This is a genomic window from Streptomyces rubellomurinus (assembly GCF_000961885.1).
GTDB lineage: Bacteria > Actinomycetota > Actinomycetes > Streptomycetales > Streptomycetaceae > Kitasatospora > Kitasatospora rubellomurina.
Map to the genome: position 1 here is coordinate 1 of NZ_JZKH01000007.1, position 24,765 is coordinate 24,765.

The following is a 24,765-nucleotide window of genomic DNA, read 5'->3' on the forward strand; positions in this document are numbered from 1 at the left end:
GGGGAGGAGGGGCGCGGCCGATGGGGTCGCCCCCGGCTGCCGGGGTGGGGGCCGTTCGGCGGGCGGGGTGGGGCGGGGGTCCGTAGGCTCGACGCATGGTGGATGCGTACGCGGCGCGGCGGGAGCGGGTGCGGGAGCACTGCGGTGCGGCCGGGGCCGATGCGGCGCTGATCACCCGGGCGGCGAACGTGCGGTACCTGACGGGCTGCGCGCCGTGCGGGGCGACGGTGCTGCTGACCCGCGAGGAGGTGCTGCTGGCGCTGCCGGACGACCTGCCGCCGGACGATTCGGGCGAGCACCTGATCGCCCCCGACGTCGCCCAGCTGCCGGTCTCGGCCGGGGCGGACACCGCGCTGGCCGCCGCCGCGGCGGCCGTCCGGCTGGGGGTGGCGGGCCTGGCGGTGGAGGAGCACGACCTGACCGTGAGTCGGCACCGGGCGGTGGCGGCGCTGGCCGAGGGGGCCCGGCTGACGGACCTCGGGCAGGTGGTCGAGCGGCTGCGGGTGGTCAAGGACGAGCACGAGATCGCCGACCTGCGGATCGCCGCCGAGATCGCCGACCAGGCGCTCGGCGAGCTGCTGGAGTCGATCCTGGTCGGCCGCACCGAGCGGCACCTGGCGATGGAGCTGGAACGCCGGATGATCGACCACGGCGCGGACCGGGCGGCCTTCCCGGTCTCGGTCGGCACCGGCACCCACTCCGGCCAGCCCGCCCACCAGCCGACCGACCGCCGGGTGGAGGAGGGCGACTTCCTCACCGTCGTGCTGGGCGCCCAGTACCGGGGTTACGGCGTCTCGACGGCCCGGACCTTCGTGATCGGCGCGGCCCCCGCGCCCTGGCAGGTCGAGCTGCACCGGCTGGTCTTCCGCGCGCAGCGGGCCGGCCGGGAGGCGCTGGAGCCGGGGGTGGAGCTGTCCGTGCCCGACCGGGCCGCGCGGCAGGTGCTGGAGGCGGCCGGCCACACCGAGCCGTCCCCGCGCCCGATCGGGCACGGCATCGGGCTGGAGATCCGGGAGGCGCCGCGCCTCGGCCCGGCGGACATGGGTAAACTGGACAGCCGCGTACCGGTCACCGTCGGTCCGGGAGTCCACCTCCCGGGCAAGGGTGGTGTCCGGATCGAGGACACGCTCGTCGTGCGCCCCCTCGAGGAGGGCGGGCCCGAGCTGCTCACCATCACCACCAAGGAGCTCCTCGCCCTGTGACGGCGGCCCCTGACGGCCGCCGGCGGCAGGACGCAAGCCTTGGTTCCTTGACAGCTATATCCAGGAGTAAGTGCGCCCGTGGCTTCCACGAACGATCTCAAGAACGGCATGGTCCTCAAGCTGGAGGGCGGCAAGCTCTGGTCCGTCGTCGAGTTCCAGCACGTCAAGCCCGGCAAGGGCCCGGCCTTCGTGCGTACCAAGCTCAAGGAGGTCCTGACCGGCAAGGTCGTCGACAAGACCTTCAACGCGGGCACCAAGGTCGAGACCGCCAACGTCGACAAGCGCGGCATGCAGTTCTCGTACAAGGACGGCGAGAACTTCGTGTTCATGGACATGGACACCTACGACCAGCTGACGGTCGAGCCGGCCGTCGTCGGCGACGCCGCCAAGTACCTGCTGGAGGGCTTCGAGGCCCTGGTCGCCACCAACGAGGGCGCGGTGCTCTACATCGAGCTCCCGGCCGCCGTCGAGCTGACCATCGAGCACACCGAGCCGGGCGTCCAGGGCGACCGCTCCACCGGTGGCACCAAGCCGGCCACCCTGGAGACCGGTGCGGAGATCCAGGTCCCGCTCTTCGTCGTCACCGGCGAGAAGGTCAAGGTCGACACCCGCGACGGCAGCTACCTCGGCCGGGTGAAGTAAGTCCGTGTCGGCCGCACGTAGCAAGGCCCGCACCCGGGCCTTCCAGATCCTCTTCGAGGCCGACCACCGCGGGGTCGACCCGCAGCAGGTCCTCGCCGACTGGGTGGCCCGCGCCCGCGAGCCCAAGCCCGACGAGGGCACCCCGCAGGTCGCCGAGTACACGATGGAGCTCGTCGAGGGGTACGTCCAGCACGCTCGCCGCATCGACGAGCTGATCTCGCAGTACGCGGTGGGCTGGACCCTCGACCGGATGCCGATCGTGGACCGCAACGTCCTGCGCCTCGGCGCGTACGAGCTGATCTGGGAGGACGGCGTCCCGGACGCGGTCGTCCTGGACGAGGCCGTCGAGATCGCCAAGGAGTTCTCCACGGACGACTCCCCGGCCTTCGTCAACGGTCTGCTGGCCCGCTTCCTGGAGCTGAAGCCGAGCATCCGCCGGTAGTCCTCCGGAAGGCGACGCACGAACGCACGGCCGCCGGACCCGAACCTCGTTCCGGGTCCGGCGGCCGTTCCGCGCTTCACCCGCGCAGCGTATGGTGGTGCCCTATGGTGGTTCCCTACTCGCCGGTAACTTGACGCCGGTAACCCGTCGAAGGGCAGGCCACCCCCATGACCACCGTGACCCGCAGCGAGTTCGACCAGGGCATCGCCCTCACCAGACACGCCGAGGAGCCCGGCCGCTACGACGGCGACCTGGGCGCCGGCTGGCAGATCGGCGGCGGCGTCAACGGCGGGCTGCTGCTCGCCGTGGCCGCCCACGCGCTCTCGCTGGAGCACGGGCAGCACGCGGCGCACCCGGACCCGATCTCGGTCAGCGGCTACTACCTCTCCGCCTCCACCCCCGGCCCGGCCACCGTCCGCACCGAGGTGCTGCGCACCGGTCGCGGCCTGTCCACCGGCACCGCCTCGCTCAGCCAGGACGGCGTCGAGCGGCTGCGGGTGGTGGCCAGCCACGGCGACCTCGCCACCGCGGACGGCGAGGTGCGCACCACGGCCACCCCGCCCCAGCTCCCGCCGCCGGACCAGTGCATCGGCATCGAGCACGCCCCCCGGCAGCTGGTCGAGCAGGCCGCCCTGCTGGAGCGCTTCGACCTGCGGCTCGACCCGGCCGCGGTCGGCTGGGCGCTCGGGCAGCCCTCCGGCCAGGGGCGGATCCAGGGCTGGTTCCGGCTCGCGGACGGCCGCCAGCCCGACCCGCTGATGCTCCTGCTGGTCGCCGACGCGCTGCCGCCCGTCACCTTCGACCTCGGCCTGCCGGGCTGGGCCCCGACCGTCGAGCTGACCGTGCACCTGCGCGCCAAGCCCGCCCCGGGCTGGCTGCGGGTCGTGCACGCCACCCGCAACCTGGCCGGCGGGTACTTCGAGGAGGACGCCGAGGTCTGGGACGAGACCGGCCGCCTCGTCGCGCAGTCCCGGCAGCTGGCCCGGGTGCCGCGCGGCCAGGGCTGACGCCCGGGGCCCTGCGCCGAAAATTCCGACTTACGTTCGGTTACATTCCTGTGACACGCCGTACGTGTGCGGCGCGCGCGGGTGGGGAGGAAGACGGTCGGCGGCACGCCCGCCGTCGACCGTCACCCGCCGATGCCAGGAGCCACCGATGAGTAGCCACCAGGGCCGCGCCCGCCGTAACTCCGACTGCACCGCGGGCGGCTCGCGGCCCGTCGCGCGGGCGCCGCACCGGCGGCAGCGGGCCGAGGGCGCCGACCAGGCCTTCGTCATCGGGGTGCTCACCAACGCCGCGGACTTCGCCCGGGCCCGCGCCTGGGGCGTCACCGACGCCCCCGACTTCGAGCGCTACCTGGCCGACACCGCCGAGCTGCTGGCCGACGCGCTGGAGCGCTTCGACACCGTCCGGGCCCGGATGTTCCACCCGCAGGACTTCGCCGAGTTCTGCCTGCTGCACGGCCTGGACCCGGCCGAGGCCGCCGCCCGCGACCGCTACCTGGTCAACCCGCCGCTGCGCACCCAGCTGCTGCCCTACCAGGGCGAGGAGCTGGCCGGGGACTACCTGCCGCGGCTGGTCCGGGCCCGCGAGAACGGGCTGACGCTCTGCCACGCCGACCTGCTGCTCGACGGCGCCCTGTACGGCGCGGCGCAGGGCGCGGAGGGCGAGGCCGACGAGGAGCACGTGCGCTGGGTGCGGTCCGCCTACCAGCGCGGCGGCGAGGTGTTCCGCCGGATGCTGGTCGGCGCGGGCGCCGGGGTGTACGAGCTGCGGCTGCGGGTGGACGCGCCGGGCGGACGGCTGACGGCGGCGGCGCGGGTGCTCCAGTGGGAGGACGGCGTGGTGCGGATCAACGACGAGGACCTGGAGCTGGTCTGCGCGGTGCTGTGCGCCGGTCTGGCGCTGGAGCTGCCGGGGGTCGCGGTGCTGCACGGCTCGCAGGGCTCGGCGGCGACCTGCGGGGAGTACCTGCCGGCGGCCTGGGCCTGGTCGAGCGGCGGGCCGGACTGGGGCCCGGCGGCCCGGCCGGTGCGGCTGGACGGCGTGGCCGCCCGGCCCGGCTACAGCCTGGGCACGGTCTGCTGACCGTGCGGCGGCGGGGAACGCCGCGGCGCGGCCCCGGGTCTCCCGGGGCCGCGCCGCGCAACGCAGGGACGTTTCTGCGCCTCTGCTGAATGCTCCCGTGCGGACTGCTGGGTGCCTCCGCCGGCGGGAGCCGGTGCGGTCGGCCTCAGCCGGCCTCCTCCTCGCGCACCGCACGGCGCGCGTCGGGGTTCAGCACGCCCCAGGAGATGAGCTGCTCGGTGAGGATCGACGGCGACTGGTCGTAGATGACCGCCAGGGTGCGCAGGTCGTCCTGGCGGATCGACAGCACCTTGCCGTTGTAGTCGCCGCGCTGGCTCTGGATGGTCGCCGCGTAGCGCTGCAGCGGGCCGGCCTTCTCGGACGGAACCTGAGTCAGTCTTTCGAGGTCGAGGACCAGGCGCGGCGGCGGCTCGGCCGCGCCGCCGGGGGTGCCGCCGGGCAGCAGCTCCTGCACCGGGACGCCGTAGAACTCCGCCAGTTCGGCCAGCCGCTGCACGGTGACCGCACGGTCGCCGCGCTCGTACGAGCCGACGACGACTGCCTTCCAGCGCCCCTGGGACTTCTCCTCGACACCGTGCAGGGAGAGCCCCTGCTGAGTGCGGATCGCTCGGAGCTTGCCTCCGAGCTGCTTCGCGTAGTCGCTGGACATTGATCTCCCCGGACGAGATTGCTTCGCGTTCAGTAGTGGGTCACGGGCGATTGTCGACGCCGTTACCGGTGGGTTCGACGTCCATCTCGTAACTCACTGTGAGGTTACGTAGAGTAAGGTAGTTGCGTCAAGCCGAATGGGGCACCCGTGCGAATGGACCGCATCGTCGGCGCATCCGCGGCGTGAACCCGGTGAAGCGGAATGATGGAGGTCTGTTTGCCTCCAGGCTCGCTGATAGGATGACCCGAAGTCCACGCCCGGTCGGCGTGGCACCCCCCAGGCATCCTTTAAGGCCCGTCCCGTGAGGCGGGGAAGGAGGTCCGCTTCGGCATGACCACACATCGAGAACCGACGCCGCGCCCGCCGCACCAGGTGCTGGACGGCACGGACATCACCCGGGTCGTCACCCGGATAGCGCACGAGATCGTCGAGCGCGCCAAGGGCGCGGAGGACGTCGTGCTGCTCGGCATCCACACCAGGGGTGTCCACCTCGCCCGGCGGCTGCACGCCCGGCTGGCCCAGATCACCGGCCGCGAGATCCCGCTCGGCACCCTGGACATCACCATGTACCGGGACGACCTGCGGCTGAAGCCCGCCCGGGCCCTGGAGCACACCGAGATCCCGCCCGGCGGCATCGACGGCAAGCTCGTCATCCTCGTGGACGACGTGCTCTTCTCCGGCCGCACCATCCGGGCCGCGCTCGACGCGCTCAACGACATCGGCCGCCCGCGCGCCGTCCAGCTGGCCGTCCTGGTCGACCGCGGCCACCGCGAGCTGCCGATCCGGGCCGACTACGTGGGCAAGAACCTCCCCACCTCGCTGCGCGAGGCCGTGCAGGTGCGGCTGTCCGACTCCGACGGCGTGGACGCCGTCCTGGTCGGGGACCGCGACTTCGCCTCCCGCAGTTCGCAAGCCATGGCCGCCGAGCCGTCCGCACCGCACCTCCCGGAGTAAACCCGCGTGAAGCGCCACCTCGTCTCCACCGCAGATCTCACCCGTGACGACGCGCTGCTGATCCTGGACACCGCCGAGGAGCTGGCCCAGCTCTCCGGCCGGGCCGTCAAGAAGCTGCCCACGCTGCGCGGTCGCACCGTCGTCAACCTCTTCTTCGAGGACTCCACCCGCACCAAGACGTCCTTCGAGGTCGCCGAGAAGCGGCTGTCCGCCGACGTCATCAACTTCTCCGCCAAGGGCTCCTCGGTCTCCAAGGGCGAGAGCCTCAAGGACACCGCGCTGACCCTGCAGGCGATGGGCGCCGACGCCGTCGTCATCCGGCACCACGCCTCGGGCGCGCCGGCCCGGCTCGCGCAGTCCGACTGGCTGCACGGCAGCGTGATCAACGCCGGCGACGGCACCCACGAGCACCCCACCCAGGCGCTGCTCGACGCCTTCACCATGCGCCGCCACCTGAACGCCGGCCCGGGCAAGGACCTGGCCGGCCGCCGGGTGACCATCGTCGGCGACGTCCTGCACAGCCGGGTCGCCCGCTCCAACGTGCACCTGCTGACCACCCTCGGCGCCGAGGTCACCTTCGTCGCCCCGCCGACCCTGCTGCCGATCGGCATCCAGAACTGGCCCTGCGAGGTCAGCTACGACCTCGACGCCGTGCTGCCCAAGACCGACGCGCTGATGATGCTGCGGGTGCAGCGCGAGCGGATGAACGCCGCGTTCTTCCCGACCGAGCGCGAGTACAGCCGCCGCTACGGCATGAACGGCATCCGGATGGCCCAGCTGCCCGAGCACGCCATCGTCATGCACCCCGGCCCGATGGTCCGCGGCATGGAGATCACCGCCGAGGTCGCCGACTCGCCGCGCTGCACCGCGGTCGAGCAGGTCGCCAACGGCGTCTCGATCCGGATGGCCGTCCTGTACCTGCTGCTCGGCGGCGCCACCCTCGCCGACAGCCCCCGCACCGAATCCGTGGAGACCGCTCAGTGACCAGCTACCTGATCCGCAACGCCCAGATCCTCGGCGGCGCCCCGCAGGACCTCCACATCGCCGACGGCGTGTTCAAGGCGATCGGCACCGGCCTGGCGGTCGAGGCGGACATCGAGATCGACGCCACCGGCCTGGTCGCCCTCCCCGGCCTGGTCGACCTGCACACCCACCTGCGCGAGCCCGGCCGCGAGGACGCCGAGACCGTCCTCACCGGCACCCGGGCCGCCGCGATGGGCGGCTTCACCGCCGTGCACGCGATGGCCAACACCACCCCGGTGGCCGACACCGCCGGTGTCGTCGAGCAGGTCTGGCGGCTCGGCCAGGAGGCCGGCTACTGCGACGTGCAGCCGGTCGGCGCCGTGACCGTGGGCCTGGAGGGCAAGCAGCTCGCCGAGCTCGGCGCGATGCACGAGTCCGCCGCCGGCGTCCGGGTCTTCTCCGACGACGGCAAGTGCGTGGACGACGCGGTGCTGATGCGCCGCGCCCTGGAGTACGTCAAGGCCTTCGACGGCGTCGTCGCCCAGCACGCCCAGGAGCCGCGGCTCACCGAGGGCGCCCAGATGAACGAGGGCCAGGTCTCCGGCGAGCTCGGGCTCGGCGGCTGGCCTGCCGTCGCCGAGGAGTCGATCATCGCCCGCGACGTGCTGCTCGCCGCGCACGTCGGCTCCCGGCTGCACGTCTGCCACCTCTCCACCGCCGGCTCGGTCGAGATCGTCCGCTGGGCCAAGTCCAAGGGCTGGGACGTCACCGCCGAGGTCACCCCGCACCACCTGCTGCTCACCGACGAGCTGGTCCGCACCTACGACCCGGTGTACAAGGTGAACCCGCCGCTGCGCACCGCCGAGGACGTCCAGGCGCTGCGCAAGGCGCTGGCCGACGGCACCATCGACGCCGTCGCCACCGACCACGCGCCGCACCCGGCCGAGGACAAGGACTGCGAGTGGGCCGTCGCCGCGATGGGCATGGTCGGCCTGGAGACCGCGCTGTCGGTCGTCCAGCAGACCATGGTCGACACGGGCCTGCTGAACTGGGAGGGCGTCGCCGACCGGATGTCGCACCGCCCGGCGCGGATCGGCCGTCTCACCGGGCAGGGCCGCCCCATCTCGGTCGGTGAGCCGGCCAACCTGGTGCTGTTCGATCCCGCGTACCGTGGTGCCGTGAACCCGGAAAGCTTCGCCACCCGCAGCCGCAACACCCCCTACAAGGGCCTCGACCTGCCCGGACGGGTGCACGCGACCTTCCTGCGCGGCCGCGCCACCGTGCTCGCCGGCGAGCTGGCCGAGCAGGGCGGGCTGGCGTGACCGGCCGGCTCCCCACGCTCCAGCCGCTCGCCACGGAGCAGGCCAAGGTCACCAACTGGCCCGGCTACATCGGCTGGACCGTGGGCCTGCTGATCATCATCGGCCTGGTCTACTGGCTGATGCGGCAGGGCTGGAACTGGCGGCGCACGCTGCAGTCCGGCATGCCGCCGCTGCCCGCCGTGCCGGACGGCGCCGGGCGCACCATCCTGGAGACCAGCGGCCGGTACCACGGCACCACCACCGCCGGGAACTGGCTCGACCGGGTGGTCGCCCACGGGCTGGGCACCCGCAGCCGCGCCGACCTCACCCTCGGGGAGGACGGCCTGCTGGTCCGCCGCCCCGGTGACGTCGACCTCTGGATCCCCGCCGAGCGCCTGACCGGTGCCCGGACGGACTCCGGGATCGCCGGCAAGGTCGTCCCGTCCGGACTGCTCGTCGTCAGCTGGACGCACGAGGGGACCGAACTGGACTCCGGCTTCCGGGCCGACCACCCGGACGAGCACACCGCCTGGGTCGAGGCGATCGCTCACCTCGCAACACGTACGAAGACGAAGACGGAAGAGGCCGCGCAATGACCGCACCTGCCCCCACCACGCAGCGCCAACGGCGGGAACGAGTGCCCGCCGTGCTCGTCCTGGAGGACGGCCGGACGTTCCGCGGCCAGGCCTACGGCGCGACCGGCGAGACCTTCGGCGAGGCGGTCTTCAACACCGGCATGTCCGGCTACCAGGAGACCCTGACCGACCCGTCGTACCACCGCCAGGTGGTCGTGATGACCGCCCCGCAGATCGGCAACACCGGCTGGAACGACGAGGACGACGAGTCCCAGCAGATCTGGGTCGCCGGCTACGTCGTGCGCGACCCCGCCCGGGTCGCGTCCAACTGGCGCTCCCGCCGCTCGCTGGACGAGGAGCTGGACCGCCAGGGCGTCGTCGGCATCAGCGGCATCGACACCCGCGCGCTGACCCGCCACCTGCGCGAGCGCGGCGCGATGCGCTGCGGCATCTTCTCCGGCGAGGCGCTGGCCGAGCCGGCCGCGCTGCTGGCCCGGGTGCAGCAGTCGCCCGAGATGAAGGGCGCCGACCTGTGCGCCGAGGTGGCCACCACCGAGCCGTACGTCGTCCCCGCCATCGGTGAGAAGAAGTTCACCGTCGCCGCGCTGGACCTCGGCATCAAGGCGATGACCCCGCAGCGGATGGCCGAGCGCGGCATCGAGGTGCACGTGCTGCCGGCCAACTCCACCCTGGAGGACGTCTACGCCGTCAACCCGGACGGCGTGTTCTTCTCCAACGGCCCGGGCGACCCGGCCACCGCCGACCACCAGGTCGCCGTCGCGCAGGGCGTGCTGGAGCGCAGGACCCCGTTCTTCGGGATCTGCTTCGGCAACCAGATCCTCGGCCGGGCGCTGGGCTTCGGCACCTACAAGCTCAAGTACGGCCACCGCGGCATCAACCAGCCGGTGCAGGACCGCACCACCGGCAAGGTCGAGGTGACCGCCCACAACCACGGCTTCGCCGTGAACGCCCCGCTGGACAAGGTCAGCGACACCCCGTACGGGCGCGTCGAGGTCTCCCACGTCTGCCTCAACGACGACGTGGTCGAGGGCCTCCAGGCGCTCGACGTCCCCGCGTTCAGCGTGCAGTACCACCCCGAAGCGGCCGCCGGCCCGCACGACGCCGCCTACCTGTTCGACCGCTTCGTGAAGCTCATGGAGGGCCAGCGTGCCTAAGCGCACTGACATCAAGTCCGTCCTGGTGATCGGGTCCGGCCCGATCGTGATCGGCCAGGCCGCCGAGTTCGACTACTCGGGTACGCAGGCCTGCCGCGTCCTCAAGGCCGAGGGCCTGCGGGTCGTGCTGGTCAACTCCAACCCGGCCACGATCATGACCGACCCGGAGATCGCCGACGCCACCTACGTCGAGCCGATCACCCCGGAGTTCGTCGAGAAGATCATCGCCAAGGAGCGCCCCGACGCGCTGCTGCCGACCCTCGGCGGGCAGACCGCGCTGAACACCGCGATCTCCCTGCACGCGGCCGGCACCCTGGACAAGTACGGCGTCGAGCTGATCGGCGCCGACGTCGTGGCGATCAACAAGGGCGAGGACCGCGACCTGTTCAAGGGCGTCGTCGAGGCCGTCAACGCCAAGATCGGCTACGGCGAGTCCGCCCGCTCGGTCATCTGCCACACCATGGACGAGGTGCTGGCCGGCGTCGACACCCTCGGCGGCTACCCGGTCGTCGTGCGCCCCTCCTTCACCATGGGCGGCGCCGGCTCCGGCTTCGCCCACGACGAGGAGGACCTGCGCCGCATCGCCGGCCAGGGCCTGGCCCTCTCGCCGACCACCGAGGTGCTCCTGGAGGAGTCCATCCTCGGCTGGAAGGAGTACGAGCTGGAGCTCATGCGCGACAAGCACGACAACGTCGTGGTCGTCTGCTCCATCGAGAACTTCGACCCGATGGGCGTGCACACCGGTGACTCGATCACCGTCGCCCCGGCGATGACCCTCACCGACCGCGAGTACCAGATCCTGCGGGACATCGGCATCGCCGTCATCCGCGAGGTCGGCGTCGACACCGGCGGCTGCAACATCCAGTTCGCCGTCAACCCCGAGGACGGCCGGGTCATCGTCATCGAGATGAACCCGCGCGTCTCCCGCTCCTCGGCGCTCGCCTCCAAGGCCACCGGCTTCCCGATCGCCAAGATCGCCGCCAAGCTGGCCGTGGGCTACACCCTGGACGAGATCCCCAACGACATCACCGAGGAGACCCCGGCCTCCTTCGAGCCGACCCTCGACTACGTCGTGGTCAAGGTGCCGCGGTTCGCGTTCGAGAAGTTCCCGAGCGCCGACGCCACCCTCACCACCACCATGAAGTCGGTCGGCGAGGCCATGGCGCTGGGCCGCAACTTCCCCGAGGCGCTGCAGAAGGCGCTGCGCTCGCTGGAGAAGAAGGGCTCGCAGTTCTCCTGGACCGGCCCGGTCGGGGAGAAGTCCGAGCTGCTCGCCAAGGCGGTCGTGCCGACCGACGGCCGGATCAACACCGTCATGGACGCGATCCGGGCCGGCGCCACCCCGGAGGAGGTGTTCGAGGCCACCAAGATCGACCCGTGGTTCGTCGACCAGCTCTTCCTGCTCGACGAGATCGCCGGCGAACTCGCCGACGCCGCCGAGCTGACCCCCGAGCTGCTGCGCCACGCCAAGCGGCACGGCTTCTCCGACCAGCAGATCGGCGAGATCCGCGGCCTCAAGCCGGACGTGGTCCGCGAGGTGCGGCACGCGCTGGGCATCCGCCCGGTGTTCAAGACCGTCGACACCTGCGCCGCCGAGTTCGCCGCCAAGACCCCGTACTTCTACTCGTCCTACGACGAGGAGAACGAGGTCGCGCCGCGCACCAAGCCCGCGGTGATCATCCTCGGCTCCGGCCCGAACCGCATCGGCCAGGGCATCGAGTTCGACTACTCCTGCGTGCACGCCTCCTTCGCGCTGGCCGAGGCCGGGTACGAGACCGTGATGGTCAACTGCAACCCGGAGACCGTCTCCACCGACTACGACACCTCCGACCGGCTCTACTTCGAGCCGCTCACCCTGGAGGACGTGCTGGAGATCGTCCACGCCGAGCAGCAGGCCGGCCCGCTGGCGGGCGTCATCGTCCAGCTCGGCGGCCAGACCCCGCTGGGCCTCGCCCAGGCGCTCAAGGACAACGGCGTGCCGATCGTCGGCACCCAGCCCGAGGCGATCGACCTCGCCGAGGAGCGCGGCGCCTTCGGCCGCGTGCTGCGCGACGCCGGCCTGCCGGCCCCCAAGCACGGCACCGCCTTCTCCTTCGAGGAGGCCAAGGCGATCGCCGACGAGATCGGCTACCCCGTGCTGGCCCGCCCGTCCTACGTGCTCGGCGGCCGCGGCATGGAGATCGTCTACGACGAGGCCTCGCTCGCCTCCTACCTGGAGCGGCACGCCGGCCTGATCTCCGAGCACCCGGTGCTCATCGACCGCTTCCTCGACGACGCGGTGGAGATCGACGTCGACGCGCTCTACGACGGCACCGAGCTGTACCTCGGCGGCGTCATGGAGCACATCGAGGAGGCCGGCATCCACTCCGGCGACTCCGCCTGCGCGCTGCCCCCGATCACCCTCGGCGGCCACGACATCAAGCGCCTGCGCACCTCCACCGAGGCGATCGCGCGCGGCGTCGGCGTCCGCGGCCTGATCAACATCCAGTTCGCGCTGGCCGGGGACATCCTCTACGTCCTGGAGGCCAACCCGCGCGCCTCCCGGACCGTCCCGTTCACGTCCAAGGCGACCGCCGTGCCGCTGGCCAAGGCCGCCGCCCGGATCTCGCTCGGCGCCACCATCGCCGAGCTGCGCGCCGAGGGCATGCTCCCGACCGAGGGCGACGGCGGCACGCTGCCGGCCGACGCGCCGATCGCGGTCAAGGAGGCCGTGATGCCGTGGAGCCGCTTCCGCGACATCCACGGCCGCGGCGTGGACACCGTGCTCGGCCCGGAGATGCGCTCGACCGGTGAGGTCATGGGCATCGACAAGGTCTTCGGCACCGCCTACGCCAAGGCGCAGTCCGGCGCGTACGGCGCGCTGCCGACCAAGGGCAAGGTCTTCGTCTCCGTCGCCAACCGGGACAAGCGCAACCTGGTCTTCCCGGCCCGCGCGCTGGTCGGCCTCGGCTTCGAGGTGCTCGCCACCGCCGGCACCGCCGAGGTGCTGCAGCGCGGCGGCATCCCGTCCACGCTGGTGCGCAAGCACAGCGAGGGCGAGGGCCCGAACGGCGAGAAGACCATCGTCCAGCTGATCCACGACGGCGAGGTCGACCTCATCATCAACACGCCGTACGGCACCGGCGGGCGCCTCGACGGCTACGAGATCCGCACCGCGGCCGTCTCGCGCGGCGTGCCGTGCCTGACCACCGTCCAGGCGATGGGCGCGGCCGTCCAGGGCATGGACGCGCAGCTGCGGGACGAGGTCGGGGTGATGTCGCTCCAGGAGCACGCCGAACTGATCAACGCCGGCCGCAAGTAGCTCCACCGCAGTGGGGGGCACCGGAGCCTGTCGGGTGCCCCCCACTCCCATGCCCAAGTCCTATAGCTGTCCGGGGAGTTAGCCGCTTTGTACAAGCTCCTGTTCAACCTCGTGTTCAAGAAGATGGACCCGGAGAAGGCGCACCACATGGCCTTCTTCTGGATCCGGCTCTGCCACTCGGTGCCCGTCCTGCGCACCGTGGTGCGGATGGTGCTCGCCCCGCAGGACCGGGCGCTGCGCACCCGGGCCCTCGGCCTCGACCTGCCCGGCCCGTTCGGCCTCGGGGCCGGCTTCGACAAGAACGGCATCGGCATCGACGGCCTCGCGATGATGGGCTTCGACTACGTCGAGATCGGCACCGTCACCGGCGAGCCGCAGCCGGGCAACCCGACGCCCCGGATGTTCCGCCTGGTCGAGGACCGCGCGCTGATCAACCGGATGGGCTTCAACAACCAGGGCTCGGCCCGGGTCGCCGCCCGGCTGGCCGCCCGCCCGCACACCAGCTCCACCCCGGTGATCGGCGTCAACATCGGCAAGACCAAGGTGGTGCCGGAGGCCGAGGCCGTCGCCGACTACGTCAAGTCGACCGAGCGGCTGGCCAAGTACGCCGACTACCTGGTGGTCAACGTCAGCTCGCCGAACACCCCCGGGCTGCGCAACCTGCAGGCCGTCGACCAGCTGCGCCCGCTGCTCTCCGCCGTCCGCGAGGCCGCCGACCGCACCACCGCGCACCGGGTGCCGCTGCTGGTCAAGATCGCGCCCGACCTGGCCGACGAGGACGTCGACGCCGTCGCCGACCTGGCCCTGGAGCTGGGCCTGGACGGCATCATCGCCACCAACACCACGATCGGCCGCGAGGGCCTGGTCGCCGACCCGGCGCTCGTCGAGGAGATCGGCATGGGCGGCCTGTCCGGCGCCCCGCTCAAGGCCCGCGCCCTTGAGGTGCTGCAGCGGCTGCGCGCCCGCACCGGGGGCCGGCTGACCCTGGTCTCGGTGGGCGGCATCGAGACCGCCGAGGACGCCTGGCAGCGGATCATCCACGGCGCCGACCTGATCCAGGGCTTCAGCGGCTTCATCTACGAGGGCCCGTTCTGGTGCCGCGCCCTCCACAAGGGCCTGTCCGCCCGGGTCCGGGGCGCGGGCTTCCGCGACCTGTCCGAGGCCGTGGGCAGCGCCGTACGCAGCTCCTGACCCACTTCTACCCTGCACCCGGAGACGACATGACCCTCGCCCCGTTCGGCGCCCGCCTGCGCCAGGCCCTCGACACCCGCGGCCAGCTCTGCGTCGGCATCGACCCGCACGCCTCCCTGCTCTCCGCCTGGGGGCTCGGCGACGACCTGGCCGGGCTGGAGACCTTCAGCCGCACCGTGGTGGAGGCACTGGCCGACCGGGTGGCCGTGCTCAAGCCGCAGGCCGCCTTCTTCGAGCGCTTCGGCAGCAAGGGCGTCGCCGTGCTGGAGAAGTCCGTCGAGGAGGCCCGGGCGGCCGGCGCGCTGGTGCTGATGGACGCCAAGCGCGGCGACATCGGCTCGACCATGGCCGCGTACGCCGAGGCCTTCCTGGCGGCCGGCAGCCCGCTGTTCTCGGACGCCGTCACGGTCAGCCCGTACCTGGGCTTCGGCTCGCTGCGCCCGGCGCTGGACCTGGCGCGGGCGAACGGCTGCGGCGTGTTCGCGCTGGCGCTCACCTCCAACCCGGAGGGCGCCGAGGTGCAGCGCGCGGTCGGTGCGGACGGCCAGCCGGTGGCGGCCTCGGTGCTGCGGCAGCTGGCGGCGGAGAACGCCGGGGCCGAGCCGCTGGGCTCCTTCGGCGCGGTGGTCGGCGCGACCCTGTCCGACGCGGGCGTGGACCTCGCCATCAACGGGCCGCTGCTGGCTCCGGGGATCGGTGCCCAGGGCGCGACGATGGCGGACCTGCCGCGGGTGTTCGGCGCCTCGGTGCGCAACGTGGTGCCGAGCGTCAGCCGGGACGTGCTCAAGCACGGCCCCTCGGTGGCGGCGCTGCGGGAGGCGGCCGAGCGGTTCGTCGGCGAGTACGCGGACGCCGTCAAGTAGCCCTCGGCGGTGGGCCCGCGGCCCGCTGCGTGGTCGGGTCGTGACGCTGCGCAATGTGCGCAGGACGGCGGCGGGCACCGCAGTTGGCGTGAGCGCCGTCACATCGGCGGTGTCAAAGTCTCGCAATCGCGGTCATTTTGCCCGGGAAAGTCCTGGTCGGCCTTGGCTGACCAGGACTTTTCGTGTTCTTTTCCTGACGCGGCGCCGCAATCCGGGTAGTGTCCGGCGAGAGGTCATCGGAGAGCCGCGTTTGTCGTAGCTCCCGCAGGTCAGGGCCCTGTGGTTCCACTTGCGGACGGTGTCCCGGGTACCAAAACAGTCATAGCTCAATCCCTACCTTCCACACCCTGAGGTGAACGGCGTGGCTCTTCCGCCCCTTACCCCTGAACAGCGCACCGCCGCGCTCGCCAAGGCCGCCGAGGCTCGCCGGGAGCGCGCCGAGGTCAAGAACCGGCTCAAGCACTCCGGCGCCTCCCTGCACGAGGTCATCAAGGCGGGCAAGAACGACAACGACGTCATCGGCAAGATGAAGGTGTCGGCCCTGCTGGAGTCCCTCCCGGGCGTCGGCAAGGTCCGTGCCAAGCAGATCATGGAGCGCCTCGGCATCAGCGAGAGCCGGCGTGTCCGCGGCCTCGGTACGAACCAGATCGCTTCCCTGGAGCGGGAGTTCGGCGGCGGCGCCGCCTGACCGTGCCCCCCGTGTCCCGGTATCGCCCGCGATCCGGGATAATCGGTGCATGAGTGAGCGTCCGCGGCTGACCGTGCTCTCCGGCCCTTCGGGGGTCGGCAAGAGCACGGTCGTCGCTCATATGAGGAAGATGCACCCCGAGGTCTGGCTCTCGGTGTCGGCGACGACCCGCCACCCGAGGCCGGGCGAGAAGAACGGGGTCCAGTACCACTTCGTCGACAACGACGAGTTCGACAAGCTGGTCGCCAACGGCGAGCTGCTGGAGTGGGCCGAGTTCGCCGGGAACCGCTACGGGACCCCGCGCGCGGCGGTGCTGGAGAAGCTGGAGCGCGGCGAGCCCGTGCTGCTGGAGATCGACCTGCAGGGTGCCCGGCAGGTCCGGGAGTCGATGCCCGAGGCGCAGCTGGTCTTCCTGGCCCCGCCGAGCTGGGACGAGCTGGTCCGCCGGCTGACCGGCCGGGGCACGGAGCCGCAGGACGTGATCGAGCGGCGGCTGGAGGCGGCCAGGGTGGAGCTCGCGGCCGAGCCGGAGTTCGACTCGACCCTTGTCAACCACTCCGTCGAGCAGGTAGCGGCCGAACTGCTAGCCTTGCTCGGTGTAGCCTGACCTGTCAGTCTTTTCCACCCTTTCGGAAGGTTTTCGCGTGTCCTCTTCCATGACCGCGCCCGAGGGCATCATCAACCCGCCGATCGACGAGCTGCTTGAGGCCACCGACTCGAAGTACAGCCTCGTGATCTACGCCGCCAAGCGCGCGCGCCAGATCAACGCGTACTACTCCCAGCTCGGCGAGGGTCTGCTGGAGTACGTCGGCCCGCTGGTCGACACCCACGTGCACGAGAAGCCGCTGTCGATCGCGCTGCGCGAGATCAACGCGGGCATGCTGACCGCCGAGGCGGTCGAGACTGCCTGAGCAGTCCCACGTTCCCGGAAGGGCCCGGCGGAATCGTTTCCGCCGGGCCCTTCGGCTTTTCCGGGATGGTGGGGCGCGGTGCGGCGCGTCGCTGAGGGGCCGTAGGGTGGGCGGGTTCCCGATGCGGAGAAAGGCCGGAACATGAGCGCGAACGTGGAAGCCCCCCGCGTGGTCCTCGGGGTCAGCGGCGGGATCGCCGCCTACAAGGCGTGCGAGCTGCTGCGCCGGTTCACCGAGTCCGGCCACCGGGTCACCGTGGTGCCGACCGCGGCCGCGCTGCACTTCGTCGGCGAGGCGACCTGGGCCGCGCTGTCCGGCCGCCCGGCCGCCACCGAGACCTGGGAGAACGTGCACGAGGTGCCGCACGTGCGGATCGGCCGGGAGGCCGACCTCGTCGTGGTCGCCCCCGCGACCGCCGACCTGATGGCCAAGGCCGCCCACGGCCTGGCCGACGACCTGCTCACCAACACCCTGCTCACGGCCGGCTGCCCGGTCGTGCTGGCGCCCGCCATGCACACCGAGATGTGGGAGCACCCGGCCACCCGGGAGAACGTCGCCACGCTGCGCCGCCGGGGCGTGGTCGTGCTGGAGCCGGCCGTGGGGCGGCTGACCGGCAAGGACACCGGCAAGGGGCGGCTGCCGGAGCCGTCCGCGATCTTCGAGGCCTGCCAGGCGGTGCTCCGCCGCGGCGGCGCGGTGCCGACCGACCTGGCGGGCCGGCACGTGGTGGTCTCGGCCGGCGGCACCCGGGAGCCGCTGGACCCGGTGCGCTTCCTCGGCAACCGCTCCTCCGGCAAGCAGGGCTACGCGCTGGCGGTGACGGCCGCGGCGCGCGGGGCCAGGGTGACGCTCGTCTCGGCCAACGCCGAGCTGCCCGACCCGGCCGGGGTGGACGTGGTGCACGTCTCGACCGCGCTGGAGCTGCGGGAGGCGGCGCTGAAGGCGGCCGGCGACGCGGACGCGGTCGTGATGGCCGCGGCGGTGGCCGACTTCCGGCCAGCGGAGTACGCCACCGGCAAGATCAAGAAGGTCGAGGGGGTCGAGCCCGCCCCGGTCGCCCTGGTGCGCAACCCCGACGTGCTGGCCGAGCTGGCGGCCCACCGCACCCGTTCGGGCCAACTGGTGGTCGGTTTCGCGGCCGAGACCGACGACGTGCTCGCCAACGGCCGGGCCAAGCTCGCCCGCAAGGGCTGCGACCTCCTGGTGGTCAACGAGGTCGGGAACGGCAAGGCGTTCGGCCAGGACGTCAACGAAGCCGTGGTCCTGGGCTCGGACGGCTCCGAGACGCCGGTGCCGGTGGGGCCCAAGGAGGCCCTGGCGGATGTGGTCTGGGATCTGGTGGTAAAGCGGCTCGAAACGGTCGATAGCTGATCCGGACGGCCGGAAAATCGATCTTTATTTTCCGGAGCGGGTGCCGTTTGACGGAACCAGACCGTTAGACTCCAGGAATCAAGTCTTTCCGGATGTCCCCGGTTTCCCCCGGGGGCCTTCAGTCAGCAGCCGCTGCAACCCCAGGGAGCGCTGTGTCTCGCCGCCTGTTCACCTCGGAGTCCGTGACCGAGGGACACCCCGACAAGATCGCTGACCAGATCAGCGACACCATCCTTGATGCTCTCCTCCGGGAGGACCCGACGTCCCGGGTCGCCGTGGAGACGCTCATCACCACCGGCCAGGTGCACGTGGCCGGCGAGGTGACCACCAAGGCGTACGCGCCGATCGCCCAGCTCGTCCGGGACAAGATCCTGGAGATCGGCTACGACAGCTCGAAGAAGGGCTTCGACGGCGCCTCCTGCGGCGTGTCGGTGTCCATCGGCGCGCAGTCGCCCGACATTGCTCAGGGTGTCGACACCGCGTACGAGGCCCGTGTCGAGGGCGATGAGGACGACCTGGACAAGCAGGGCGCCGGTGACCAGGGCCTGATGTTCGGCTACGCGTCGGACGAGACGCCCGAGCTCATGCCGCTGCCGATCACCCTGGCGCACCGCCTCTCGCGCCGCCTGACCGAGGTCCGCAAGAACGGGACGATCCCGTACCTGCGCCCGGACGGCAAGACCCAGGTCACCATCGAGTACGACGGCGACAAGGCCGTCCGCCTCGACACCGTGGTCGTCTCGACCCAGCACGCCAGCGACATCGACCTGGAGTCGCTGCTCACCCCCGACATCCGCGAGTTCGTCGTGGAGCCGGAGCTGAAGGCGCTGGCCGAGCAGGGCATCAAGCTCGTCACCGACGGCTACCGCCTGCTGGTCAACCCGACCGGCCGCTTCGAGATCGGCGGCCCGATGGGCGACGCCGGCCTCACCGGCCGCAAGATCATCATCGACACCTACGGCGGCATGGCCCGCCACGGTGGCGGCGCCTTCTCCGGCAAGGACCCGTCCAAGGTGGACCGCTCGGCCGCGTACGCGATGCGCTGGGTGGCGAAGAACATCGTCGCCGCCGGCCTCGCCCGCCGCGCCGAGGTGCAGGTCGCCTACGCGATCGGCAAGGCCGAGCCGGTCGGCCTCTTCGTCGAGACCTTCGGCACCGAGACCGTCCCGGTCCTGGACATCCAGAAGGCCGTCTCCGAGGTCTTCGACCTGCGCCCGGCCGCGATCATCCGCGACCTGGACCTGCTGCGCCCGATCTACTCGCAGACCGCCGCGTACGGCCACTTCGGCCGTGAGCTGCCGGACTTCACCTGGGAGCGCACCGACCGGGTCGACGCCCTGAAGGCCGCCCTGGAGGCCTGATCCGTCGTTCGCAGCGGCGCCCGTCCCCGGTGGGGGCGGGCGCCGTTCTGTGCGTGGTGTCGGTGTGACCTGGTAGTACTTGGGAGCGATGAGCAATACAGGGGAGCCGGAGCAGCTGGCGTTCATCCGGGAGACGGTGAAGCGGGCCAAGCCCCGGACGTGGCGGGGTGCCAAGCGGGCCGAGCACCTGCCGGTGGCCCGGGTCGTGGTGGACAAGGGCGTGCTCACCATCGACAAGTTCTTCGACTACGAGGTGCCGGCCGCGATGGCCGAGGAGGCCCGGCCGGGCGTCCGGGTGCGGGTGCGGTTCGGGGCCCGGGTGGTGCGGGGCCAGCGCGAGGGCGGGGAACTGCACGACGGGTTCATCGTCGCCCGGCTGGAGAAGAGCGACTTCCCCGGGCCGCTCGCCCCGCTCGCCCAGGTGCTCTCGCCCGAGCCGGTGCTCACCCCGCAACTGCTGCGGCTGTGCCGCACCGTCGCCGACCGGTACGCCGGCACCCTGGCCGACGTGCTCCAACTGGCCGTCCCGCCCCGGCACGCCAAGGCCGAGGCCGAGCCCTCGCCGGAGCCGCTGCCCCGCCCGCAGGCCCCGGCGCCCGGCGGCTGGCAGCGCTACCCGGCCGGGCCGGAGCTGCTCGCCTCGCTGGCCGGCGGTGGCTCGCCGCGCGCGGTCTGGGCGGCGCTGCCCGGGCCCGGCTGGCCGTACGAGATCGCCCGGGCGGTGGCGGCGACGCTGGCGAGCGGGCGCGGCGCGTTGGTGGTGCTGCCGGACAAGCGGTCGGTGGCCCGGGTCGACCAGGCGCTGACCGAACTGCTCGGGCCGGGGCTGCACACCGCGCTGGAGGCCGAGCTGGGCCCGCGCGAGCGTTACCGGCGCTGGCTCTCGGTCAGCCGGGGCTCGGTGCACGCCGCGATCGGCACCCGGGCCGCCATGTTCGCGCCGGTGCGCGACCTCGGGCTGATCGTGGTCTGGTCGGACGGCGACGGCAGCCACAGCGACCCGCGCGCGCCGCACCCGCACGTCCGGGAGGTCGCGCTGCTGCGGGCCGCCGAGGAGGGCGCGGCAGTGCTGCTCGGCGGCCACGCCGTCACCGTCGAGGGCGCGCAGCTGGTCAGCACCGGGTGGGCCCGGCCGCTGGTCGCCGACCGGGAGACCGTGCGGCGGACCGCGCCCCGGGTGCGGACCGTCACCGACCAGGACCAGCACCGGGACGCGGCCGCGCAGGCCGCCCGGCTGCCCTCGGTGGCCTGGGAGGCCGCCCGGGAGTCGCTGGCCGCCGGGCACCCGGTGCTCATCCAGGTGCCCCGACGCGGCTACGTGCCCCGGCTCGCCTGCGGGCGCTGCCGCACCCCCGCGCGCTGCCGGCGGTGCGAGGGGCCGCTGGAGGCGCCCTCGGCGGACGCCTCCCTGGTGTGCGGCTGGTGCGGCGAGGCGGAGAACGACTGGCACTGCCCGGAGTGCGGGTCGTTCCGGCTGCGGGCGCAGGTGGTCGGCGCCCGGCGCACGGCCGAGGAGCTGGGCAAGGCTTTCCCGCGCATCCCGGTGCGGACCTCCGGGCGGGACGCGGTGCTGGCGACCGTCCCGGACGAGCCCTCGCTGGTGATCTCCACGCCCGGCGCGGAGCCGGTGGTCGAGGGCGGCTCCGGGTACGGGGCGGCGCTGCTGCTGGACGGCTGGGCGCTGCTCGGCCGGCCCGACCTGCGGGCCGGGGAGGAGGCCCTGCGGCTGTGGCTGGCGGCCGCGGCGCTGGTGCGGTCGGCGGAGGAGGGCGGCACGGTGGTGGTCGTCGCCGAGCAGTCGGCGCGGCCGGTGCAGGCGCTGGTGCGCTGGGACCCGCTGGGGCACGCCGGGTTGGAGCGGGACGAGCGGGCGCAGCTGCACTTCCCGCCGGTGTCGCGGATGGCCTCGGTGAGCGGCAGCCCGGGGGCCGTCGCCGACCTGCTGGGGCTGATCCGGCTGCCGGAGGGGGCGGACGTGCTCGGGCCGGTGCCGGTGACCGCCCTGCGCGGGGAGGAACAGGAGCGCGCGCTGCTGCGGGTGGCGCCCGGGCAGGGGGCGGCGCTGGCGGCGGCGCTCAAGGCGGCGCAGATCGCCCGGATCGCGCTGCGGACGCCGGAGGCGGTGCGGGTACGGGTGGATCCGACCGACATCGGGTGAGCCGCCGGGGCGGGGTGGGGTGGCCACCCCGCCCGGGGCGGGTCGGGTCAGCCGCGCAGGGGGATGCCCGTGCGGTCGGTGGTGCCGCGCTCGATCGCGCCGCGCTCCAGGGCGGTGCGCTCCAGGGCGGTGCGCTCGATGGCGGTGCGCTCCAGGGCGTTGCGCTCCAGCGCGGTGCGGTCCAGGCCGCCCTGGCGGGCCGCCGGGACGGTGGCGGCCAGGCCGCCGCGCTCGGGGGCGGCGGGCAGCTCCTCGGAGCGGTCCGGGCGGCTGGGGCCGGGGACGGCGCCGCCGGCGGCGAGGAGTTCGCTGGTCGGTCGGCGCATGCCGTAGCGGCGGTGCACGGCCTGCTTGGTGACCCCGAGGGCGGAGCCCACCGAGTCCCAGGAGAAGCCCAGCGCCCGGTCGAACTCGACCGCCGCCGCGACCAGGGTCTCCACGCTCTCCCGCAGCTCCTGCGCGAGGCGCACGGTCGGCGCGGGCGCCCGGCCGTACACCACGAAGCCGGCCGAGGTGCTCGGGCGGCGCGGACGGTAGACGTTGCCCAGCTGGGCGGTGAGCGTCCGCAGCGCGTCGACCTGGCGCCTCACGCGCTCGATGTCCCGCACCAGCAGGTGCAGGCTCGCCCTCGCCCGGGCGTCGTGGTTGATCTGCTCGGCCATGGCTTACGCGCCGCCTTCCGTACGGTCAGCTCGGCCGGGGCGCGGTGTCCCGTGCGCCCGGCCCCGGTCAATCTCTCTTGACCAACGCCGAAGCGGGGGCCGGGGTAACGCGGTGGAACCGAGACGGGATATGCCAGCCCGGTCCGCGAGGCCGGGGGAGGGCCCGGGGGAGTTGCATAGACTTGGCGGCGCACCAGCCGTAGCCCCCAGCCGTAGCCCCAGCCCCGCGCGTCCGAAGGACAGGAGCCCGCACCCCGTGGCGATCCAGCCGATCCGTCTCTTCGGAGACCCCGTCCTGCGGGCCACCGCGAAGCCGGTGACCACCTTCGACAAGGAGCTGCGCACCCTCGTCCGCGACCTCACGGAGACCATGCTCGACGCCCCCGGTGCCGGGCTCGCGGCCCCCCAACTCGGCATCTCGCTGCGGGTGTTCACCTACCACGTGGACGGCGTCACCGGGCACCTGATCAACCCCGACCTGTCGCTCAGCGAGGAGGAGCAGGACGGCCCGGAGGGCTGTCTCTCGCTGCCCGGCCTGCGCTACGACACCCGGCGCGCGTACGGCGTGGTCGCCAAGGGCTTCAACGAGTACGGCGATCCGGTCACCGTGGAGGGCACCCAGCTGCTCGCCCGGTGCATCCAGCACGAGACCGACCACCTGGACGGCATCGTCTTCATCGACCGGCTCGACCGGGAGCAGCGCAAGGCCGCGCTCCGGGCGATCCGGGAGGCGGACTGGGGCGGCGGGCCCGCGCCGGTCGTCAAGGTCTCGCCGCACAGCACCTTCGGCTCGGCGCGCTGAGTCCCACCACGTCCAACGTTCGTTTGCAGAAAGGCACTTGATGCGTCTCGTCTTCGCCGGCACCCCCGAGGTCGCCGTTCCCGCGCTCGACGCGCTGCTCGCCTCCGACCAGCACGAGGTGGTCGCGGTGGTCACCCGCCCCGACGCCCCGGCCGGGCGCGGGCGCAAGCTCGTCGCGAGCCCCGTCGCGCAGCGCGCCGAGGAGGCCGGGATCGAGGTCCTCAAGCCGGCGAAGCCCAGCGACCCGGACTTCGTCGCCCGGCTCACCGAACTCGCCCCCGACTGCTGCCCGGTGGTCGCCTACGGCGCGCTGCTGCGGCCCGGCACCCTGGAGATCCCCAAGCACGGCTGGGTCAACCTGCACTTCTCGCTGCTGCCCGCCTGGCGCGGCGCGGCGCCCGTCCAGCACGCGGTGCTGGCCGGCGACGAGGTCACCGGCGCGTCCACCTTCCTGATCGAGCAGGGCCTGGACTCCGGGCCGGTCTACGGCGTGATCACCGAGGAGGTCCGGCCGACCGACACCAGCGGTGAGCTGCTCACCCGGCTGTCGCACTCCGGCGCCCGGCTGCTCGCCGCCACCATGGACGGCATCGCGGACGGCTCGCTGCACGCCGTGCCGCAGCCCGCCGAGGGCGTCACCCTCGCCCCGAAGATCACCGTCGAGGACGCCCGGATCGACTGGAACCTGCCCGCGCTGCGGATCGACCGGGTGGTGCGCGGCTGCGCGCCCGCGCCGGGCGCCTGGACGGAGTTCCGCGGCGAGCGGCTGAAGGTCACCGGGCCCGTCACGCTGCTGCCCGGCACGGCCGAGCTGGCGCCCGGTCAGGTCGCGATGGCCGGCAAGAACAGCGTGCGGGTCGGGACCGGGTCGCACGACATCGAGCTCGGGGAGGTGCGTCCGCAGGGCAAGAAGGAGATGCGGGCCGCCGACTGGGCGCGCGGGGCGCGGCTGGAGGAGGGGGAGCGGTTCGGGGCCTGACCTCCCGGGCCGGTCCGGCTCGCCGCGCGGGGCGCCGCGGGCGGGCCTACCTTGGTCCGAGTGGGGGATTCCTCACCAGGAAGGCTGATCCCATGGCCCGACTCACCTGGACGAGCCCGCGTACGTGGACCGCCGTGGCCGGCGCACTGCTGGTGACCGGAGTCTTCGGGCTGGCGACCGCACCCCCGGCCGGCGCCGTGGCCACCTCGGTGGTCACGGGGGATCTGGCGGCCTCCGGCTCGGTGTCCCACGCGACCTGCGGTCAGGGCACCCACCTGATCGGGGGAGGTTTCAGCCTGGGGCCCGTCACGGTCGACCAGAGCACCAACACCCCCCAGCCCGAGCTGCTGATCGTCAACGCCCCTTCGCCCGACCAGCACGACACCTGGCTGGCCGGCGCGGTCGGGGCGGTCGGGGCGCAGGCCTTCGCCCTCTGCGAGGCGGACTGACGAGCCGTCCGGGGTCGCCCCCGCCGCCCGGGCGGCGG

At 72.9% G+C, this 24,765-nt stretch carries 24 protein-coding genes; 22 read left to right on the top strand and 2 right to left on the bottom strand.

Features of this window, described 5'->3' with window-relative positions; translation table 11 throughout:
- Nucleotides 1–95 precede the first annotated feature (95 nt).
- The 5 genes from VM95_RS05300 (at nt 96) to VM95_RS05320 (ending at nt 4,374) form a co-directional block, all read left to right on the top strand.
- Nucleotides 96–1,202 carry a M24 family metallopeptidase gene (locus tag VM95_RS05300; protein WP_045692865.1) on the top strand — a complete coding sequence of 369 codons (1,107 nt, stop codon included), beginning with the start codon at nt 96–98 and terminating at the stop codon, nt 1,200–1,202.
- 78 nt (nt 1,203–1,280) lie between these two features.
- Nucleotides 1,281–1,844, top strand: a complete 564-nt coding sequence (gene efp / locus VM95_RS05305) for an elongation factor P (RefSeq protein ID WP_045692866.1) — start codon at nt 1,281–1,283, stop codon at nt 1,842–1,844.
- 4 nt (nt 1,845–1,848) lie between these two features.
- The gene (nusB, locus tag VM95_RS05310) at nt 1,849–2,286 is read left to right on the top strand and encodes a transcription antitermination factor NusB (protein ID WP_045692867.1); all 438 of its coding nucleotides are present in this window, start codon (nt 1,849–1,851) and stop codon (nt 2,284–2,286) included.
- A 167-nt stretch (nt 2,287–2,453) separates the two neighbouring features.
- On the top strand, nt 2,454–3,293 hold the full coding sequence (locus VM95_RS05315) for a thioesterase family protein (protein WP_045692868.1): 840 nt from the start codon (nt 2,454–2,456) through the stop codon (nt 3,291–3,293).
- Between the two features lie 148 nt (nt 3,294–3,441).
- On the top strand, nt 3,442–4,374 hold the full coding sequence (locus tag VM95_RS05320; protein WP_045692869.1) for a hypothetical protein: 933 nt from the start codon (nt 3,442–3,444) through the stop codon (nt 4,372–4,374).
- 145 nt (nt 4,375–4,519) lie between these two features.
- On the opposite strand, the gene bldD is transcribed toward VM95_RS05320, so the two are convergent.
- The gene (gene bldD, locus VM95_RS05325) at nt 4,520–5,023 is read right to left on the bottom strand and encodes a transcriptional regulator BldD (protein WP_045692870.1); all 504 of its coding nucleotides are present in this window, start codon (nt 5,021–5,023) and stop codon (nt 4,520–4,522) included.
- A gap of 330 nt (nt 5,024–5,353) precedes the next feature.
- Between bldD and pyrR the strand changes: the two genes are divergently transcribed.
- The 14 genes from pyrR (at nt 5,354) to VM95_RS05395 (ending at nt 21,835) form a co-directional block, all read left to right on the top strand.
- Entirely contained in the window at nt 5,354–5,977 is a 624-nt protein-coding gene (gene pyrR / locus VM95_RS05330) for a bifunctional pyr operon transcriptional regulator/uracil phosphoribosyltransferase PyrR (RefSeq protein WP_045692871.1), read from the top strand.
- 6 nt (nt 5,978–5,983) lie between these two features.
- Complete coding sequence (locus VM95_RS05335) at nt 5,984–6,961, top strand: aspartate carbamoyltransferase catalytic subunit (protein WP_045692872.1); 978 nt, start codon at nt 5,984–5,986, stop codon at nt 6,959–6,961.
- A complete protein-coding gene (locus VM95_RS05340; RefSeq protein WP_045692873.1) occupies nt 6,958–8,262 on the top strand; it encodes a dihydroorotase in 1,305 nt (434 codons plus the stop codon). The genes VM95_RS05335 and VM95_RS05340 overlap by 4 nt, the downstream gene beginning before the upstream one ends.
- Nucleotides 8,259–8,837, top strand: coding sequence for a PH-like domain-containing protein (locus tag VM95_RS05345; RefSeq protein ID WP_045692874.1), 579 nt, complete (start codon nt 8,259–8,261; stop codon nt 8,835–8,837). Before VM95_RS05340 ends, VM95_RS05345 begins: the two co-directional genes overlap by 4 nt.
- A complete protein-coding gene (gene carA / locus VM95_RS05350) occupies nt 8,834–9,991 on the top strand; it encodes a glutamine-hydrolyzing carbamoyl-phosphate synthase small subunit (protein WP_045692875.1) in 1,158 nt (385 codons plus the stop codon). The genes VM95_RS05345 and carA overlap by 4 nt, the downstream gene beginning before the upstream one ends.
- The gene (gene carB, locus VM95_RS05355; protein ID WP_045692876.1) at nt 9,984–13,292 is read left to right on the top strand and encodes a carbamoyl-phosphate synthase large subunit; all 3,309 of its coding nucleotides are present in this window, start codon (nt 9,984–9,986) and stop codon (nt 13,290–13,292) included. The genes carA and carB overlap by 8 nt, the downstream gene beginning before the upstream one ends.
- A gap of 87 nt (nt 13,293–13,379) precedes the next feature.
- Nucleotides 13,380–14,483 carry a quinone-dependent dihydroorotate dehydrogenase gene (locus VM95_RS05360; RefSeq protein WP_045692877.1) on the top strand — a complete coding sequence of 368 codons (1,104 nt, stop codon included), beginning with the start codon at nt 13,380–13,382 and terminating at the stop codon, nt 14,481–14,483.
- Between the two features lie 29 nt (nt 14,484–14,512).
- On the top strand, nt 14,513–15,346 hold the full coding sequence (gene pyrF, locus VM95_RS05365) for an orotidine-5'-phosphate decarboxylase (RefSeq protein ID WP_045692878.1): 834 nt from the start codon (nt 14,513–14,515) through the stop codon (nt 15,344–15,346).
- A gap of 361 nt (nt 15,347–15,707) precedes the next feature.
- Complete coding sequence (gene mihF / locus VM95_RS05370; protein WP_030290269.1) at nt 15,708–16,034, top strand: integration host factor, actinobacterial type; 327 nt, start codon at nt 15,708–15,710, stop codon at nt 16,032–16,034.
- Nucleotides 16,035–16,083: 49 nt separating this feature from the next.
- Nucleotides 16,084–16,641, top strand: a complete 558-nt coding sequence (gene gmk, locus VM95_RS05375; RefSeq protein ID WP_045692879.1) for a guanylate kinase — start codon at nt 16,084–16,086, stop codon at nt 16,639–16,641.
- Between the two features lie 37 nt (nt 16,642–16,678).
- On the top strand, nt 16,679–16,945 hold the full coding sequence (gene rpoZ, locus VM95_RS05380) for a DNA-directed RNA polymerase subunit omega (protein WP_045692880.1): 267 nt from the start codon (nt 16,679–16,681) through the stop codon (nt 16,943–16,945).
- A 141-nt stretch (nt 16,946–17,086) separates the two neighbouring features.
- Nucleotides 17,087–18,316, top strand: a complete 1,230-nt coding sequence (gene coaBC / locus VM95_RS05385) for a bifunctional phosphopantothenoylcysteine decarboxylase/phosphopantothenate--cysteine ligase CoaBC (protein ID WP_045692881.1) — start codon at nt 17,087–17,089, stop codon at nt 18,314–18,316.
- A gap of 152 nt (nt 18,317–18,468) precedes the next feature.
- A complete protein-coding gene (metK, locus tag VM95_RS05390) occupies nt 18,469–19,677 on the top strand; it encodes a methionine adenosyltransferase (RefSeq protein WP_045692882.1) in 1,209 nt (402 codons plus the stop codon).
- An 88-nt stretch (nt 19,678–19,765) separates the two neighbouring features.
- Nucleotides 19,766–21,835 carry a primosomal protein N' gene (locus tag VM95_RS05395; RefSeq protein WP_045692883.1) on the top strand — a complete coding sequence of 690 codons (2,070 nt, stop codon included), beginning with the start codon at nt 19,766–19,768 and terminating at the stop codon, nt 21,833–21,835.
- Between the two features lie 47 nt (nt 21,836–21,882).
- On the opposite strand, the gene VM95_RS44080 is transcribed toward VM95_RS05395, so the two are convergent.
- Complete coding sequence (locus tag VM95_RS44080; protein ID WP_244178641.1) at nt 21,883–22,497, bottom strand: hypothetical protein; 615 nt, start codon at nt 22,495–22,497, stop codon at nt 21,883–21,885.
- A gap of 256 nt (nt 22,498–22,753) precedes the next feature.
- On the opposite strand from VM95_RS44080, the gene def reads away from it, so the two are divergent.
- From def to VM95_RS05415, 3 genes are all read left to right on the top strand, one after another.
- A complete protein-coding gene (gene def, locus VM95_RS05405) occupies nt 22,754–23,299 on the top strand; it encodes a peptide deformylase (protein ID WP_045692884.1) in 546 nt (181 codons plus the stop codon).
- Between the two features lie 40 nt (nt 23,300–23,339).
- Complete coding sequence (fmt, locus tag VM95_RS05410) at nt 23,340–24,278, top strand: methionyl-tRNA formyltransferase (protein ID WP_045692885.1); 939 nt, start codon at nt 23,340–23,342, stop codon at nt 24,276–24,278.
- Between the two features lie 92 nt (nt 24,279–24,370).
- On the top strand, nt 24,371–24,727 hold the full coding sequence (locus tag VM95_RS05415; RefSeq protein WP_045692886.1) for a hypothetical protein: 357 nt from the start codon (nt 24,371–24,373) through the stop codon (nt 24,725–24,727).
- Nucleotides 24,728–24,765: the final 38 nt, after the last annotated feature.